Source organism: Citrobacter freundii complex sp. 2024EL-00216 (assembly GCF_043945515.1).
Taxonomy (GTDB): Bacteria; Pseudomonadota; Gammaproteobacteria; order Enterobacterales; family Enterobacteriaceae; genus Citrobacter; species Citrobacter portucalensis.
Genome location: NZ_JBIMRA010000004.1, coordinates 174,394 through 190,849 on the forward strand (window position 1 = coordinate 174,394; position 16,456 = coordinate 190,849).

A 16,456-nucleotide genomic window follows, 5' to 3' on the forward strand; every position below is an offset into this window, starting at 1 on the left:
TGGCCTGATAAGCGTAACGCGATCAGGCCGTAAGGACAGGTTGCCGGATGGCGGCGTAAACGCCTTATCCGGCCTACAAAAACGACAAAAGCGAATACGAAATGTCGTCCGGTCGGGCACTGCAACGCCGGGACTGCACCGGACTAAACATCCTTCACCCGCCCGGTCATCCACAGCGTCACCACCGAAATCACCGCAATCACCCAATAGACGGCATAGTGACCGTAGCTTTGCGCAACAGCCCCCTGAATCACCCCTGCCAGAATGACTCCCGTTGAAATACTGTTGGTAAATAATGTGGTCGCTGAGCCCGCACGTCCGGGCATCAGATCCTGAAACCACAGCATGCCTATCCCGGCGATAATACCGATAAATATCGCGTTAAACAGTTGCAGCACCAGCAGCGCCGTACGGCTGTGAAAGAAGATCAAACCAAGATAAAACAGCACGCCTGCCGCGACGGCCGCGATCATCATTCGCCGTTTGCCAAAGCGCTTCACGTAATAGCCCGCAAGAATCATCGCCGGAATTTCCAGTCCAGCCGCCGTCCCCATTAAAATCCCGGCCAGCTTGTCCGGCAAGCCCAGTTCGAGGCTTATCCACAGCGGCATATCGATGATGTACATGGTGTTGCAGGTCCACATCAGCGTGGAGGCAATAAACAACATGCGTACATTTTTGTCCTGCCAACCGCCGGTCTGTTCCAGCGGCACGTCTACAGGCTGCTCCACCCGAGCAACTGACGGCAGTATCAGCGCAATCAGCACCAGGCTAATGGCAAAAATCCCTGCGGCAATGGAAAACATCGCCGTAAAGCCGTAATTCAGCGCCAGCATAAAAGCCAGCGGTGGGCCAATTACCCAGGCCAATGAAAGCTGCGCACGCATCACCGAGCTAAACATCACCACTTCACGCGCGGAGTTATCAGCATATTCCCGCGCCAGCGCAAACAGCTGCGGCATGGCGGTGTTCGCCAGCGAGGCCAGCAGCACACCGCAGGTGATCAGCGTAAGATAGTGACGATTAAAGGCAAACAGCAACGCATTGCCAATTGCCATCAGGCAGCAGAACATGATCAACTTACGTCGATCGCCCTGGCTGTCGGATCGTTTCGCGAGGCCAAGGCTGACGACGATCCCGACAATCGCATTGACGGTGTAAAACAGCCCGACCCAAAATGGCTGCGCCCCGACTTCACGGCTCAGGAACAGACTCAGCGTGGGTGCCTGCAATGCCCCCGCCACGCCCATCATAAAAGCGACCAGCATAAATGCCGCGTAAACGCCGTTGAGGCGCCGTCCCATGGTCATAATCCAGAGCATATCTTTCCTTTTAAGCGCAGCTGAAACGAAAAAAGCCAGCAGATGATACCTGCTGGCGCGGCGATTAACACCAATACTCAGTCACACATGATGTCTGCAATTTCCAATTCAGGAGTCAGATGTCATCTCCCACTGCATCAGCTCTTCGAGCATATTTAAGCGCTGCGGGGCACTCGGGCAAGCCAACCAGGACGATTTTTCTGTCGCGGTAAAGTACTTCAACCAGAACTGACGCATAGATGACCCCTTCGTTGTCTCATCGCTTCATCGGAATCTATTATTGGCTTAATATAGGGATTATAAAATTGCTGAGTTTTCCGCAGGAGTTCCCCTTTTATGTCTTCTGGTCGTTTGCAACAACAGTTCATCCGTCTGTGGCAATGCTGTGACGGCAAGACGCAAGAAACGACGCTCAACGAGCTGGCGGATCTGCTGAGCTGCTCGCGCCGCCATATGCGTACGCTGCTTAATACCATGCAGGATCGTGGCTGGTTAACGTGGGAAGCTGAAGTTGGACGAGGTAAACGCTCGCGACTGACATTCCTCTATACCGGGCTGGCGCTCCAGCAGCAGCGCGCGGAAGACCTACTGGAACAGGATCGCATCGATCAACTAGTGCAGCTTGTCGGTGACAAAACGGCCGTACGGCAAATGCTGGTCTCCCACCTTGGCCGCAGCTTTCGCCAGGGTCGGCATATCATGCGCGTTCTCTATTATCGCCCGATGCACAACCTGCTCCCCGGTACGGCATTACGCCGCTCCGAAACCCATATCGCCCGCCAAATTTTCAGTGCCTTAATTCGGGTAAATGAGGAAAATGGGGAACTGGAAGCGGACATTGCCCATCACTGGCAGCAAATTTCACCTTTGCATTGGCGATTCTTCCTGCGCCCGGGGATCCATTTTCATCATGGCCGCGAGCTGGAAATGGAAGATGTTATCGCCTCGCTGAGGCGCATTAACGCCCTACCACTGTACTCACACATCACGCAGATCGTCTCTCCCACGGCCTGGACGCTGGATATCCATCTGGCCCAGCCAGATCGCTGGCTTCCCTGGCTATTGGGGCAGGTCCCCGCCATGATCCTGCCGCGAGAATGGGAAACGCTAAACAACTTTTCCAGCCACCCGATTGGTACCGGTCCGTATGCGGTAATGCGCAATACCAATAACCAACTGAAAATTCATGCATTTGATGATTACTTTGGCTACCGGGCGCTGATTGACGAAGTTAACGTTTGGGTATTACCCGACATCGGAGAAGAGCCTGGCGGCGGGTTGACGCTAAAAGGTCCAACAGAGGATGAAAAGGCGATCGAAAGCCGCCTCGAAGAAGGTTGCTACTACCTGTTGTTTGATGCGCGTAGCCACCGTGGCGCGAACCAGGAGGTTCGCGAGTGGGCAAGCCGCGTTCTCTCGCCAACGAATTTAATCTGCCACGCCGATGAACAGTACCAGCGGTTGTGGTTTCCCGCCTACGGTTTGCTTCCCCGCTGGCATCACGCCAAACCTGGCCATGGTGAAAAACCCGCCGGGCTGGAAACGCTGACGATCACCTACTATCGCGATCATATCGAACACCGGATTATCGCGCAGATCATGAAAACGTTGCTGGCGCAGCATCAGGTACAGTTGAATATTCAGGAGATCGACTACGATCAATGGCATGCAGGTGAAATCGTCAGCGATATCTGGCTCAACAGCGCCAACTTTACCCTCCCGCTGGACTTCTCACTGTTCGCCCATTTGTGCGAAGTCCCTTTGCTGCAAAACTGTATCTCGCGTGACTGGGAAAACGATGCGGCTCGCTGGCGAACGGGCGAAATGAGCCTGGCAGCATGGTGCCAACAGTTGCTCGCCACAAAGGCCATTGTGCCATTAATCCACCACTGGCTGATCATTCAGGGACAGCGCAGTATGCGCGGGCTGCGCATGAATACCCTCGGCTGGTTTGATTTTAAATCGGCGTGGTTTGCTCCGCCGGATCCTTAGATCCGGCTCTTGATTGCCGCCCAGCAACAAAATCACTACACTAACGCCGTTCTCAACGGGGTGCTAAATAAAAAACATACACAAAATCATTCGATCTGTGTATGGGCTGAGAGATACCCGTCGAACCTGATCCGGATAATGCCGGCGAAGGGATTTGAGGCTGTAGCTCAAGTCCTTTGCCACCTAACTCGTCATATTTCAAGCTGCAGATGCGTTGGCTTTCCTCGCTCACCCCAGTCACGTACTACCTGTACGCTCCTGGGGATGCGCTGCGTCGCCGCCTTCCTGCAACTCGAATTATTTAGAGTTTTACTTTATGAGGTGCAAAGTGTTTAAAAAATGTCTTCCGCTTTTACTGCTGTGCGCAGCGCCTGCCTTCGCTAAACCTGTACTGACCGTCTATACCTACGACTCGTTCGCAGCTGACTGGGGCCCGGGCCCGACAATCAAAAAAGCCTTTGAAGCTGACTGCAACTGCGAGCTAAAACTGGTGGCGCTGGAAGATGGCGTTTCGCTGCTTAACCGCTTGCGAATGGAAGGAAAAAACAGCAAAGCCGACGTCGTACTGGGTCTGGATAACAACCTTCTGGAAGCCGCTACAAAAACCAAACTGTTTGCCAAAAGTGGTGTTGCAAACGACGCCGTTAACGTACCCGGCGGCTGGAAAAACGATACCTTCGTTCCGTTTGATTACGGCTATTTCGCCTTCGTTTATGATAAGAACAAGCTGAAGAATCCGCCCAAAAGCCTGAAAGAACTGGTAGAGAGCGACCAAAAATGGCGCGTCATTTATCAGGATCCGCGCACCAGCACGCCGGGATTGGGTCTGCTGCTATGGATGCAGAAAGTCTATGGCGATAAAGCGCCAGAGGCGTGGCAGAAACTGGCAGCCAAAACCGTCACCGTCACCAAGGGCTGGAGCGAAGCCTACGGCCTGTTCCTTAAAGGTGAAAGCGATCTGGTGCTCAGCTACACCACCTCTCCGGCCTATCACATCATCGCCGATAAAAAAGACAACTACGCCGCAGCCGACTTTAGCGAAGGCCATTATTTGCAGGTGGAAGTCGCCGCCCGTACCGCGGCCAGCAAGCAGCCGGAACTGGCCGAGAAATTCCTGAAGTTTATGGTATCCCCGGCATTCCAGAATGCGATTCCGACCGGCAACTGGATGTATCCCGTGACGCAAGTCGCCCTACCGCCAGGATTCGAGCAACTGAATAAACCGACCACCGCGCTGGAATTTTCGCCGCAGCAGGTTGCGGCTCAACGTCAGGCATGGATTAGCGAATGGCAACGCGCCGTCAGCCGTTAATCCCCGGCTGGCTGGTTCCAGGGCTTACCGCCGCCACGCTGATGGTGGCCGTTGCCCTGGCCGCATTTTTGGCACTGTGGTTTAACGCCCCGCAGGGAGAATGGCTCTCGCTGTGGCAAGATGACTACCTGTGGCACGTGGTGCGCTTTTCTTTCTGGCAGGCTTTTTTATCCGCAGTGTTGTCGGTTGTCCCGGCGATTTTCCTTGCCAGAGCGCTCTATCGTCGCCGTTTTCCAGGACGTCTGGCGCTGCTGCGCCTGTGCGCGATGACGTTAATCCTGCCAGTGCTGGTCGCGGTATTCGGTATTCTTAGCGTCTACGGTCGCCAGGGTTGGCTGGCCTCGCTCTGGCATACATTCGGGCTGGAGTGGACGTTTTCGCCATACGGTTTGCAGGGCATTCTGCTGGCGCATGTCTTTTTCAATCTGCCGATGGCCAGCCGCCTGCTGTTACAGTCGCTGGAGAATATTCCCGGCGAACAGCGGCAGTTAGCCGCTCAGTTGGGTATGCGTGGCTGGCATTTCTTCCGTTTTGTTGAATGGCCATGGCTGCGTCGTCAGATCCTGCCCGTCGCGGCACTCATCTTTATGCTGTGCTTCGCCAGTTTCGCCACCGTTCTGTCGCTTGGCGGCGGGCCACAGGCCACCACCATCGAGCTGGCTATCTATCAGGCGCTGAATTTTGATTACGATCCTGCCCGCGCAGCCATGCTGGCGTTGATCCAGATGGTTTGTTGTTTGGCGCTGGTGCTCCTCAGTCAACGTCTGAGCCGGGCGATTGCTCCCGGTGCTACCCTGGTACAAGGCTGGCGCGATCCCGACGATCGCCTGCACAGCCGACTGGCTGACGCAATCCTGATTATTCTTGCCCTGTTGCTGTTATTGCCGCCGTTGCTGGCGGTGATTGTCGATGGCTTAAACCGCCAGGTTCTGGATGTACTGATGCAGCCAGTGCTGTGGCAGGCGCTGGGAACCTCGCTGCGCATCGCATTAGCAGCAGGAGCGTTATGCGTCGTGCTCACTATGATGCTGTTATGGAGCAGTCGTGAACTTCGTGCCCGACAGCAACTGCTGGCAGGTCAGATGCTGGAGTTGAGCGGCATGATGATCCTCGCCATGCCGGGCATCGTGCTGGCAACCGGCTTCTTTCTGCTGCTCAATAATACCATTGGGCTTCCCGAATCTGCCGACGGTATTGTCATTTTTACCAATGCGCTGATGGCGATCCCTTATGCACTGAAGGTACTGGAAAACCCAATGCGTGACGTCACTGCGCGCTACAGTATGTTGTGCCAGTCGTTAGGCATTGAGGGATGGTCGCGTCTGAAAGTGGTTGAACTGCGCGCCCTGAAGCGCCCGCTGGCGCAGGCGATGGCGTTTGCCTGCGTCCTGTCGATTGGCGATTTTGGCGTAGTGGCATTATTTGGTAATGAGGATTTCCGTACCCTGCCATTTTATTTATATCAGCAGATTGGCTCTTATCGCAGTCAGGATGGCGCGGTTACGGCGTTATTACTGCTGATCCTGTGCTTTACGCTGTTTACCGTTATTGAGAAATTGCCGGGTCAAAATGTTAAAACTGATTGATATCACATGGCTTTATCACCATTTGCCTATGCGCTTTACGCTGTCGGTCACGCGCGGTGAGCAAATAGCTGTACTCGGGCCCAGCGGTGCCGGGAAAAGTACGCTGCTGAATCTGATTGCCGGCTTTCTCACGCCTGCCAGCGGTACCATGATGATTGACGGTGAAGATCACACCACCACGCCGCCCTCACGCCGACCCGTATCCATGCTGTTTCAGGAAAACAACCTGTTCAGCCATCTGAGCGTACAGCAAAACATCGGCCTGGGCCTGAATCCGGGATTGAAGCTGAACACATCGCAGCGGGAGAAAATGCACCACATCGCTCAACAAATGGGACTCGACTCTCTGCTGGAACGCCTCCCCGGTGAGCTTTCCGGCGGGCAGCGGCAGCGCGTGGCGCTGGCGCGTTGTCTGGTGCGAGAACAACCTATTTTACTGCTTGATGAACCGTTCTCAGCGCTCGATCCCGCGCTGCGCCAGGAGATGCTAACGCTGGTCGCCGAAGTCTGTCGCGAGAAGCAGCTGACGTTGCTGATGGTTTCTCACAGCGTAGAAGATGCCGCGCGAATTGCGTCCCGCTCGATTGTGGTCGCCGACGGGCGCATCGCGTGGCAGGGCAAAACGGACGATCTGTTAAGCGGCAACGCCAGCGCCTCGGCGCTATTGGGCATTAAAGCATAATGCGTTGCCGGATGACGGCGTGAACGCCTTATCCGGCCTGTAGGTCGCACATTTTGTAGGCCGGATAAGGCGAAGCCGCCATCCGGCAAAGGTATCGTCAGTAACCTACAACCTTACGCAGAATGTCGATATACACCGGCATCAGCGGATGGCGCAGTAACGCCACCAGCGCGACCACGCCGATCCCGAGCGTTAACGGCGCCAGATACAGCAAACGGCTGCGGGGGAAATACGTCGTTAAGCGATCAACAGCCGCTTTGCCACTACGCCATAGCCGCCAGCAAAACCAGCCGCCCACCCAGAGCAACACCGCCGTCGCCAGCAGCAACCATTTAAAATCCCCGCTCTGCATATCAGAAGGGATATCAATTGCCGCTCCCGCCAGGATCCCCGGCAGGAAGTAGAACGGTGGCCACAGCACGCAGCCAATAATATTCGGGACGATAAATTTAGCGACAGGCAGATCCAGCATGCCTGCTACCATCGGCACCAGCGGGCGCGTCGGTCCGACAAAACGGCCTACCAGAATGGTAAACATGCTGTGTTGATGCAGGGCGTGCTCGGTTTTATCCAGCAACGCCTTGTTCTTTTTCATGAACGACCAACGGTGCAATGGCTTTTTAAAGCGCCAGCCCAACCAGAAGGAGATCCAGTCCCCCAACAGGCAGCCGACAATGCCCGCAAGCCAGGCATGCCAGAAGTTCAGTTCGCCGCTGCCAATCAGCGCGCCCAACCCCGCCATCATCACGGTCCCGGGCAGAATCAGACCAACCAGCGCCAGCGACTCCAAAAAAGCCACCAGAAGTACGGCGATCAGAGAGTACAGGGCGGACTGGAGAATAAAGTGTTCCAGCAATGCTTGCATAATGTGTCCGTCAAATTTACGAAGCAGGGATTTTGATAACCCCTCTCAACTTCGTCAAGCCATCAATTGTCTGAATAGATTGCGAGTTATGACAACTTTCAGGATACATCATTCACTTTTTATTCACATCCAGCGCGAAACTCGCTCGGACTGGCACCGGTACATTTTTTGAAAACACGAGAGAAATAGAGCTGGTCGTCAAAACCAACATTGCGACCTACGGTGGCGATAGGCATACGTGTGGTACTCAGCAGTAGCTTCGCCTGGCTGATGCGCTGGTCCTCGCGCCAGCTTAATACGCTGATCCCCAACTGCTGACGGAACAGATGCGACAAACGGGAAGGTGACAGGCAGACGTGCTGCGCGACGCTGGCGATATCAAAATTGCTGTCCGCCAGGTGATCGCTGATGTACTGGCAGGCATCACGGACGCGGTTGTCCATGGGCGGGTGTAGCGATTCATTGATGGCTTCCATACGTCGGAGCAACAACTGCTCCAGTAAATTAATCGCCAGCAGTTCGGAATAACGACCTTCTCCCTGCCCGGCGTTAATTATCTGCCCAAACAGTTCGTTAAAATGCGGCTGATGCGCTTCATCCGGGCGGAAAAAGCCGGTCTGGCCAAAAATGGCCGGCCAGGTCAGCCACTCCTGCCAGTAGGCGCGCGGACGAAAGTAAACCCACTGGTGATACCACTCGCTGGCATCAGGGTGGCGCCCGTAGTGGTGAATTTCTCCAGGTGGAAACAACAGAATATCGCCAGGCCGGCAGACAAACTGCTTGCCCTGATTATTGATAACCCCTTCGCCACGGATGGTGAGATTGAGGATATAACCCTTCATACCCAGCGGCCTGTCGATAAAAAAATCCAGGTATCCGTTCGCCTCAATGGGGGTTAATCCGGCCACCAAATGCGCGTTAAACGAATAACCAGGCAACAGGGGATCGTTTTGCGTTTCAGCCATAATTTCAATACTCCCTACGTCCTGCCAAGAAACAATTTGTCCATATTACGCCAGACATCATCGCTGTCGCCCCTGCGGGCCGCTGTATTTGCGGTAATGGACCACCAACCCCGCTTGTGAAAAGCTCTTTGTAAAAAACATGTACTACGCCAACGTCAAAATCGGCTAACAAAAGTGTCTATAACTACGGCAGAAATGTCCACATTGATTATTTGCACAGCGTCACACTTTGTGATGCCACAGCATTTTAGTCCATAAGATTAGCGGATCCTGCCTGACGGTTTTTATCGCTACTCACTACTGTTTATCCATACCCGTATTTTTGGATGGAGTAAGACGATGGCGATTGCAATTGGCCTCGATTTTGGTAGTGATTCAGTACGCGCTTTGGCGGTGGAATGTGCCACCGGCGAAGAGATCGCCACCAGCGTTGAGTGGTACCCACGTTGGCAGGAAGGGCAGTATTGCGATGGCCCAAACAACCAGTTTCGCCATCATCCGCGCGACTACATTGAGTCCATGGAAGCGGCGCTGAAAACCGTCCTGGCCGAGCTGAGCGCGGAACAACGCGCGGAAGTGGTCGGGATTGGCGTTGACAGTACCGGCTCAACCCCGGCACCCATCGATGCAGACGGTAATGTACTGGCGCTGCGTCCGGAGTTCGCGGAAAACCCGAATGCGATGTTCGTCCTGTGGAAAGATCACACCTCAGTAGAAGAAGCCGAAGAAATCACCCGCCTGTGCCATACACAGGGCAAGATCGATTACTCCCGCTATATCGGCGGCATTTATTCCAGCGAATGGTTCTGGGCCAAAATTCTGCATGTAACTCGTCAGGACCACGCAGTTGCCGAGGCTGCGGTTTCGTGGATTGAGCTATGCGACTGGGTTCCGGCCCTGCTCTCCAACACCGTACGCCCACAGGATATTCGTCGCGGTCGCTGCAGCGCCGGGCATAAATCCCTGTGGCATGAAAGCTGGGGTGGTCTGCCGCCAGCCAGTTTCTTTGACGAACTCGACCCCATCCTCAACCGCCATCTGCAATACCCAATGTTTACCGATACCTTCACCGCGGATCTGCCGGTTGGCACCCTGTGCACCGAGTGGGCACAGCGTCTGGGACTACCGGAAAGTGTGGTGATTGCAGGCGGTGCTTTTGACTGCCATATGGGCGCGGTCGGCGCAGGTGCACAGCCTAACACGCTGGTGAAAGTCATCGGCACGTCAACCTGCGACATTCTGATTGCCGACAAGCAAAGCGTTGGCGAGCGTGCGGTGAAAGGCATTTGCGGCCAGGTTGATGGCAGCGTGGTACCTAATTTTATTGGTCTCGAAGCTGGTCAGTCTGCATTCGGCGATATCTATGCCTGGTTTAGCCGCGTGCTGAGCTGGCCGCTGGAACAGCTTGCCGTACAGCATCCGGAACTGCAGACCCAGATTAAAGCCAGTCAAAAACAGCTGCTACCTGCACTCACCGAAGCATGGGCGAAAAATCCATCACTGGAGCATCTGCCGGTCGTGCTCGACTGGTTCAACGGTCGCCGTACGCCCAATGCCAACCAGCGTTTGAAAGGGGTGATTACCGATCTGAACCTGGCAACCGACGCGCCAGCGCTGTTCGGTGGTCTGATTGCCGCCACGGCCTTTGGCGCGCGCGCCATTATGGAATGCTTCACCGAACAAGGCATTGCGGTTAACAACGTGATGGCGCTTGGCGGTATCGCGCGCAAGAACCCGGTCATCATGCAGGCCTGCTGTGACGTGCTGAACCGTCCGCTACAGATTGTCGCTTCAGACCAGTGCTGCGCACTCGGTGCGGCTATCTTCGCCGCCGTTGCCGCGAAAGTACACGCCGATATCCCTGCCGCTCAGCAGCAGATGGCAAGCGCCGTGGAAAACACGCTGCAACCTCGCCCAGAGCAGGCTCAACGTTTTGAACAGCTTTACCGCCGCTATCAGCAGTGGGCAGTAAGCGCTGAACAGCAATACCTTCCGACTGCCGCTCCGGCGCAACAAGCCCCGGTAGACCTGGCAACCCTGACACATTAAGGACACGACAATGACGATTTTTGATAACTATGAAGTGTGGTTTGTGATTGGTAGCCAGCATCTGTATGGCCCTGAAACCCTGCGTCAGGTAACCCAACATGCCGAGCACGTCGTTAACGCACTGAATACTGAAGCCAAACTGCCCTGCAAGCTGGTATTAAAACCGCTGGGCACTTCCCCTGATGAGATTACCGCTATCTGTCGTGACGCGAATTACGACGATCGCTGTGCAGGTATGGTGGTCTGGCTGCATACCTTCTCCCCGGCCAAAATGTGGATTAACGGCCTGACTATCCTCAACAAGCCGCTGATGCAGTTCCACACCCAGTTCAATGCCGCCCTGCCGTGGGACAGCATTGATATGGACTTTATGAACCTGAACCAGACTGCGCACGGCGGTCGTGAGTTCGGCTTCATCGGCGCGCGTATGCGTCAGCAGCATGCCGTGGTCACCGGTCACTGGCAGGATAAACAAGCGCACGAACGCATTGGCTCCTGGATGCGCCAGGCCGTGTCCAAACAGGATACCCGCCACCTGAAAGTCTGCCGTTTTGGCGACAACATGCGTGAAGTTGCGGTCACCGATGGCGATAAAGTCGCTGCGCAGATCAAGTTCGGCTTCTCGGTAAACACCTGGGCCGTGGGCGATCTGGTGCAGGTAGTGAACGCAATTAGCGACGGTGAAATCAACGCGCTAATCGATGAGTACGAAAGCACATACACCATGACGGCGGCGACGCAAGTCCACGGTGAAAAACGTCAGAATGTCCTGGAAGCGGCCCGTATTGAACTGGGGATGAAGCGCTTCCTGGAACAGGGCGGATTCCACGCCTTCACCACCACATTTGAAGATTTACACGGCCTGAAACAGCTCCCTGGTCTGGCCGTACAGCGTCTGATGCAGCAAGGCTACGGCTTTGCGGGCGAAGGCGACTGGAAAACCGCCGCTCTGCTTCGCATCATGAAGGTGATGTCAACCGGTCTGCAGGGCGGCACCTCATTTATGGAGGATTACACCTACCACTTCGAGAAAGGCAACGATCTGGTGCTCGGCTCGCACATGCTGGAAGTGTGCCCGTCCATCGCGGTGGAAGAGAAACCGATCCTCGACGTACAGCACCTCGGCATTGGTGGTAAAGACGATCCTGCCCGTCTGATCTTCAACACCAAAACCGGCCCGGCAGTGGTTGCCAGCCTGATCGATCTCGGCGATCGCTATCGCCTGCTGGTTAACTGCATCGACACGGTACAAACGCCGCACTCCCTGCCAAAACTGCCTGTCGCTAACGCGCTGTGGAAAGCTCAACCGGATCTGCCAACCGCTTCTGAAGCCTGGATCCTGGCCGGTGGCGCGCACCACACCGTGTTCAGCCACGCGCTGGATCTGAACGACATGCGTCAGTTCGCTGAAATGCACGATATCGAGATCGCGGTGATCGATAACGATACCCGCCTGCCGGCCTTTAAGGACGCGCTGCGCTGGAACGAAGTGTATTACGGGTTCAAACGTTAATTGGTGAAACGGATTGCCCGGTGGCATTTCATTTACCGGGCCTACAAATTACGTAGGCCGGATAAGCGAAGCGCCATCCGGCATTCAGGAGTTAACATGCTAGAAGATCTTAAACGTCAGGTACTGGAAGCGAATCTGGCGCTGCCAAAGCACAACCTGGTGACGCTGACCTGGGGAAACGTTAGCACCGTCGATCGCGAGCACGGCGTGTTTGTGATTAAACCTTCCGGTGTCGATTACAGCGTCATGACCGCAGACGATATGGTTGTTGTCAGTATCGCCACTGGGGAAGTCGTTGAAGGCACGAAAAAGCCCTCCTCCGATACCCCAACACACCGTTTGCTGTATCAGGCGTTCTCGACCATTGGCGGCATTGTTCACACCCATTCGCGCCATGCAACCATCTGGGCACAGGCGGGTCAGTCGATTCCGGCAACGGGGACCACCCATGCGGACTATTTCTACGGTTCGATTCCCTGCACACGCAAAATGACCGACGAAGAAATCAACGGCGAATATGAATGGGAAACCGGTAACGTAATCGTTGAAACCTTTGAAAAACAAGGTATTGACGCCGCACAGATGCCTGGCGTGCTGGTGCACTCTCACGGTCCATTTGCCTGGGGAAAAAATGCCGAAGATGCGGTGCATAACGCCATCGTGCTGGAAGAAGTCGCCTATATGGGGATCTTCTGTCGCCAGCTCGCGCCGCAGTTACCGGATATGCAGCAAACCCTGCTAGATAAACACTACCTGCGCAAACACGGTGCAAAAGCGTATTACGGGCAGTAAAAGAAATAAGCGCGCAGATAATCTACGCGCTCCTTTATAGTTATTCGCTATAATATTCGGCGAATGAACCTTGGTATACACAATCATTTGAACAGATATAATTAATTACATTATCATAGTGTCCATGAGACTTATTTCCTTCCAGACAATGGAAAAAGACATAATCTGTAATCGTCGCCTGCCACTTCTGCCCGTTCAGCAGATAATTAATCACTGTATCTTTGTGCCCCTTACTTTTGTCATTACCCTGCCAGTGAAAAAAAGCGCTACCATTTTCAATAATTTCAGCATTCCACAACTTACCGCCCCATGTTTTATATAAAATATATTTGCTCACAGTTTTAATCGCTGGATTAGAAATCATTGTGTTAACAAACACATAGTTCTGATATTTAATGCCAAACTGATGTTTGGAAAGAACGTTCATAAAAACTCCATTTTTTCAAAATTAATATCAAAAGGACAAAAAAATGCACAAGCCATCGAAAAAAATAAAATTATATTCACAGAGAATTTCCCGACGAAATTGAATTGAAATTGTTTATTTAGAACAATAACAATCCCATTTAAATATATTATATTTAAGATAATGACCCAAACATTTCGAATGAAAGTTTTACACTAACAGCTAATAAAAACAAATAAAAATATAATTTTTTCACTAATCCGAGAAATATGTAGCAAAATCAAATGAGCACTATTCCTAAAAATCATAAAAAGTATGAAAACGAACTTGTAATTAACAATTAAAACATAAACAGCGTAATTAATGGAAACTAATGTACAAATACCAGCTATAACATATCTATCTGTAGCCTATCAAAGCTATTTTATTCATATATTGCATATGAAGATAACATTGTCAGGTAGGAATAATTATTTTACTCAGGAAAGCGTATTTCGGGCAGTAACCTCTTCTGAGCATGACAACTGTATAAAATCACAGCTAATCTATCAGAACCAGGCTATAATAATGCCTGGTTTTTTGACGGATACGCAGCGTGGCGCAAGCAGGTTTTATTTTAACCCGGCACTGGCGGGACACCCCGCAGGGAACTGAGGTCTCATTCTGGCTGGCGACAGACGATGGGCCGCTGCAGGTCACGCTCGCGCCTCAGGAGTCGGTCGCGTTTATTCCCACCAGTCAGGTTCCTCGCGTAATGTCATTATTACGCACTGAAAACGGCTATCGCCTGAAATCGCTGCAATTGCAAGACTTCCACCGCCATCCTGTTTCCGGCCTGTATTGCCGCTCACATCGCCAGCTCATGCGGTTGGAAAAACTGCTGCGCGAAAACGCAGTCACCGTCTATGAGGGCGATGTACGCCCACCTGAGCGGTATCTGATGGAGCGCTTTATCACCTCCCCTGTTTGGGTCGAAGGCGACAGACATAATGACATGCTGGTGAATGCCCGCCTGAAGCCGAACCCTGACTATCGACCACCGCTAAAATGGGTATCGCTGGATATCGAAACCACGCGCCACGGCGAACTCTATTGCATCGGTCTTGAAGGCTGCGGGCAACGTATTGTCTATATGCTCGGCCCGGCAAACGGCGACGCCTCTACGCTTGATTTTGAACTTGAGTACGTTGCAAGCCGCCCGCAGTTGCTGGAAAAACTCAATGACTGGATTGCCCGTCACGATCCTGATGTGATAATCGGCTGGAACGTCGTGCAATTCGATTTACGCGTCCTGCAAAAGCACGCCGAACGTTACCGCATTCCCCTGCGTTTTGGTCGTGATAGCAGCGAGCTTGAGTGGCGCGAGCATGGCTTCAAGAACGGCGTATTCTTCGCTCAGGCTAAGGGGCGCCTGATTATCGACGGTATTGAGGCGCTAAAATCAGCGTTCTGGAATTTCTCGTCATTCTCGCTGGAAACGGTGTCGCAAGAATTGCTGGGTGAAGGCAAGTCGATTGATAACCCGTGGGACCGAATGGACGAAATTGACCGTCGGTTTGCCCAAGATAAACCCGCGCTCGCCACCTACAATCTCAAAGACTGTGAGCTGGTCACGCGTATTTTTCATAAAACCGAGATCATGCCATTTCTGCTGGAGCGCTCGACGGTCAACGGTCTGCCGGTCGACCGTCACGGTGGTTCGGTTGCCGCCTTCGGCCACCTCTACCTTCCGCGCATGCACCGGGCGGGTTATGTGGCGCCGAATCTGGGTGAAGTCCCCGCGCACGCCAGTCCCGGCGGCTATGTGATGGACTCGCGCCCGGGATTGTACGACTCCGTACTGGTGCTGGATTACAAAAGCCTGTATCCCTCAATAATTCGTACTTTTTTAATCGATCCGGTGGGGCTTATCGAAGGGATGGCGCAGCCGGATCCGGAACACAGCACCGAAGGTTTCCTTGACGCCTGGTTTTCACGCGAAAAGCACTGCCTGCCGGAAATCGTTACTCAGATCTGGCACGGGCGCGAAGAAGCAAAACGCCGCGGCAATAAGCCACTCTCGCAGGCGTTGAAAATCATCATGAACGCATTTTACGGCGTGCTGGGCACCACCGCCTGTCGCTTTTTCGACCCGAGACTGGCCTCGTCCATTACCATGCGCGGCCATGCGATCATGCGCCAGACCAAAGCGTTAATTGAGGCTCAGGGTTACGATGTCATTTATGGCGATACCGATTCCACCTTTGTCTGGCTGAAAAAGGCGCACTCAGAAGACGATGCAGCCCGAATTGGTCGGGAACTGGTGAGCTATGTCAACACCTGGTGGGCGCAATCGCTGAAGCAACAAAATCTGACCAGCGCGCTGGAGCTGGAATTTGAAACCCATTTTTGTCGCTTTCTGATGCCGACCATTCGCGGTGCAGATACCGGCAGTAAAAAACGCTATGCGGGGATGATTCAGGACGGTGCTGAGCAACGTATGGTGTTTAAGGGACTGGAAACGGTACGAACCGACTGGACGCCGCTAGCCCAACAATTTCAGCAGGAGCTATACCTGCGAATTTTTCGTAACGAACCTTATCAGGAGTTTGTTCGCGAGACTATTGCCCGTCTGATGGCCGGTGAAATGGATGAACAACTGGTGTACCGCAAGCGCCTGCGCCGCCCGTTAAGCGAATACCAGCGAAATGTTCCACCACACGTTCGTGCCGCGCGACTTGCCGATGAGCAGAATGTAAAACTGGGGCGTCCACCGCAGTATCAGAATCGCGGAACCATAAAATATGTCTGGACGGTCAATGGCCCAGAACCTGTTGATTATCAGCTATCTGTGCTCGATTACGAGCATTATCTGACCCGCCAGATCCAACCTGTTGCTGAGGGAATTCTTCCCTTTATTGACGATAATTTTGCTACACTACTCACAGGACAACTGGGGTTATTTTGACGCGTGACGAAACCGCCGCCATCCA

At 53.5% G+C, this 16,456-nt stretch carries 13 protein-coding genes and 1 riboswitch; of the genes, 8 read left to right on the top strand and 5 right to left on the bottom strand.

Annotated elements, in window-relative coordinates; translation table 11 throughout:
* Positions 1 to 143: 143 nt before the first annotated feature.
* Positions 144 to 1,322, bottom strand: coding sequence for a sugar efflux transporter (locus ACHHZ7_RS06865; protein ID WP_060682756.1), 1,179 nt, complete (start codon positions 1,320 to 1,322; stop codon positions 144 to 146).
* Positions 1,323 to 1,430: 108 nt separating this feature from the next.
* Complete coding sequence (sgrT, locus tag ACHHZ7_RS06870) at positions 1,431 to 1,559, bottom strand: glucose uptake inhibitor SgrT (protein WP_060682757.1); 129 nt, start codon at positions 1,557 to 1,559, stop codon at positions 1,431 to 1,433.
* A gap of 99 nt (positions 1,560 to 1,658) precedes the next feature.
* On the opposite strand from sgrT, the gene sgrR reads away from it, so the two are divergent.
* The 4 genes from sgrR (at position 1,659) to thiQ (ending at position 6,894) form a co-directional block, all read left to right on the top strand.
* Positions 1,659 to 3,314: an HTH-type transcriptional regulator SgrR gene (gene sgrR / locus ACHHZ7_RS06875; protein ID WP_057067388.1), complete on the top strand. Its 1,656-nt coding sequence runs from the start codon at positions 1,659 to 1,661 to the stop codon at positions 3,312 to 3,314.
* A 46-nt stretch (positions 3,315 to 3,360) separates the two neighbouring features.
* A riboswitch (TPP riboswitch) is annotated at positions 3,361 to 3,485 on the top strand.
* A 157-nt stretch (positions 3,486 to 3,642) separates the two neighbouring features.
* Positions 3,643 to 4,626 (top strand): thiamine ABC transporter substrate binding subunit, encoded by a 984-nt coding sequence (gene thiB / locus ACHHZ7_RS06880; protein WP_060682758.1) that lies wholly within the window; start codon positions 3,643 to 3,645, stop codon positions 4,624 to 4,626.
* Entirely contained in the window at positions 4,602 to 6,212 is a 1,611-nt protein-coding gene (gene thiP, locus ACHHZ7_RS06885) for a thiamine/thiamine pyrophosphate ABC transporter permease ThiP (protein ID WP_192463933.1), read from the top strand. Before thiB ends, thiP begins: the two co-directional genes overlap by 25 nt.
* Entirely contained in the window at positions 6,196 to 6,894 is a 699-nt protein-coding gene (gene thiQ, locus ACHHZ7_RS06890) for a thiamine ABC transporter ATP-binding protein ThiQ (RefSeq protein WP_032942352.1), read from the top strand. The genes thiP and thiQ overlap by 17 nt, the downstream gene beginning before the upstream one ends.
* 97 nt (positions 6,895 to 6,991) lie before the next feature.
* Here thiQ and ACHHZ7_RS06895 read toward each other — a convergent pair whose 3' ends face one another.
* Positions 6,992 to 7,759 carry a DedA family protein gene (locus tag ACHHZ7_RS06895; RefSeq protein WP_060682760.1) on the bottom strand — a complete coding sequence of 256 codons (768 nt, stop codon included), beginning with the start codon at positions 7,757 to 7,759 and terminating at the stop codon, positions 6,992 to 6,994.
* Positions 7,760 to 7,878: 119 nt separating this feature from the next.
* Positions 7,879 to 8,724, bottom strand: a complete 846-nt coding sequence (gene araC / locus ACHHZ7_RS06900) for an arabinose operon transcriptional regulator AraC (protein ID WP_003829586.1) — start codon at positions 8,722 to 8,724, stop codon at positions 7,879 to 7,881.
* 339 nt (positions 8,725 to 9,063) lie between these two features.
* Between araC and araB the strand changes: the two genes are divergently transcribed.
* The 3 genes from araB to araD all read left to right on the top strand — a co-directional run bounded on the left by araB (position 9,064) and on the right by araD (position 13,078).
* Complete coding sequence (gene araB, locus ACHHZ7_RS06905; protein WP_060682761.1) at positions 9,064 to 10,773, top strand: ribulokinase; 1,710 nt, start codon at positions 9,064 to 9,066, stop codon at positions 10,771 to 10,773.
* A gap of 10 nt (positions 10,774 to 10,783) precedes the next feature.
* Positions 10,784 to 12,286, top strand: coding sequence for an L-arabinose isomerase (gene araA / locus ACHHZ7_RS06910; RefSeq protein ID WP_003829590.1), 1,503 nt, complete (start codon positions 10,784 to 10,786; stop codon positions 12,284 to 12,286).
* 96 nt (positions 12,287 to 12,382) lie between these two features.
* A complete protein-coding gene (gene araD / locus ACHHZ7_RS06915; protein ID WP_060682762.1) occupies positions 12,383 to 13,078 on the top strand; it encodes an L-ribulose-5-phosphate 4-epimerase in 696 nt (231 codons plus the stop codon).
* A gap of 40 nt (positions 13,079 to 13,118) precedes the next feature.
* On the opposite strand, the gene ACHHZ7_RS06920 is transcribed toward araD, so the two are convergent.
* Positions 13,119 to 13,505, bottom strand: a complete 387-nt coding sequence (locus ACHHZ7_RS06920) for a DUF4751 family protein (protein WP_395148844.1) — start codon at positions 13,503 to 13,505, stop codon at positions 13,119 to 13,121.
* A 574-nt stretch (positions 13,506 to 14,079) separates the two neighbouring features.
* Here ACHHZ7_RS06920 and polB point away from each other — a divergent pair.
* Positions 14,080 to 16,431: a DNA polymerase II gene (polB, locus tag ACHHZ7_RS06925; RefSeq protein ID WP_192463934.1), complete on the top strand. Its 2,352-nt coding sequence runs from the start codon at positions 14,080 to 14,082 to the stop codon at positions 16,429 to 16,431.
* Positions 16,432 to 16,456 lie beyond the last annotated feature (25 nt).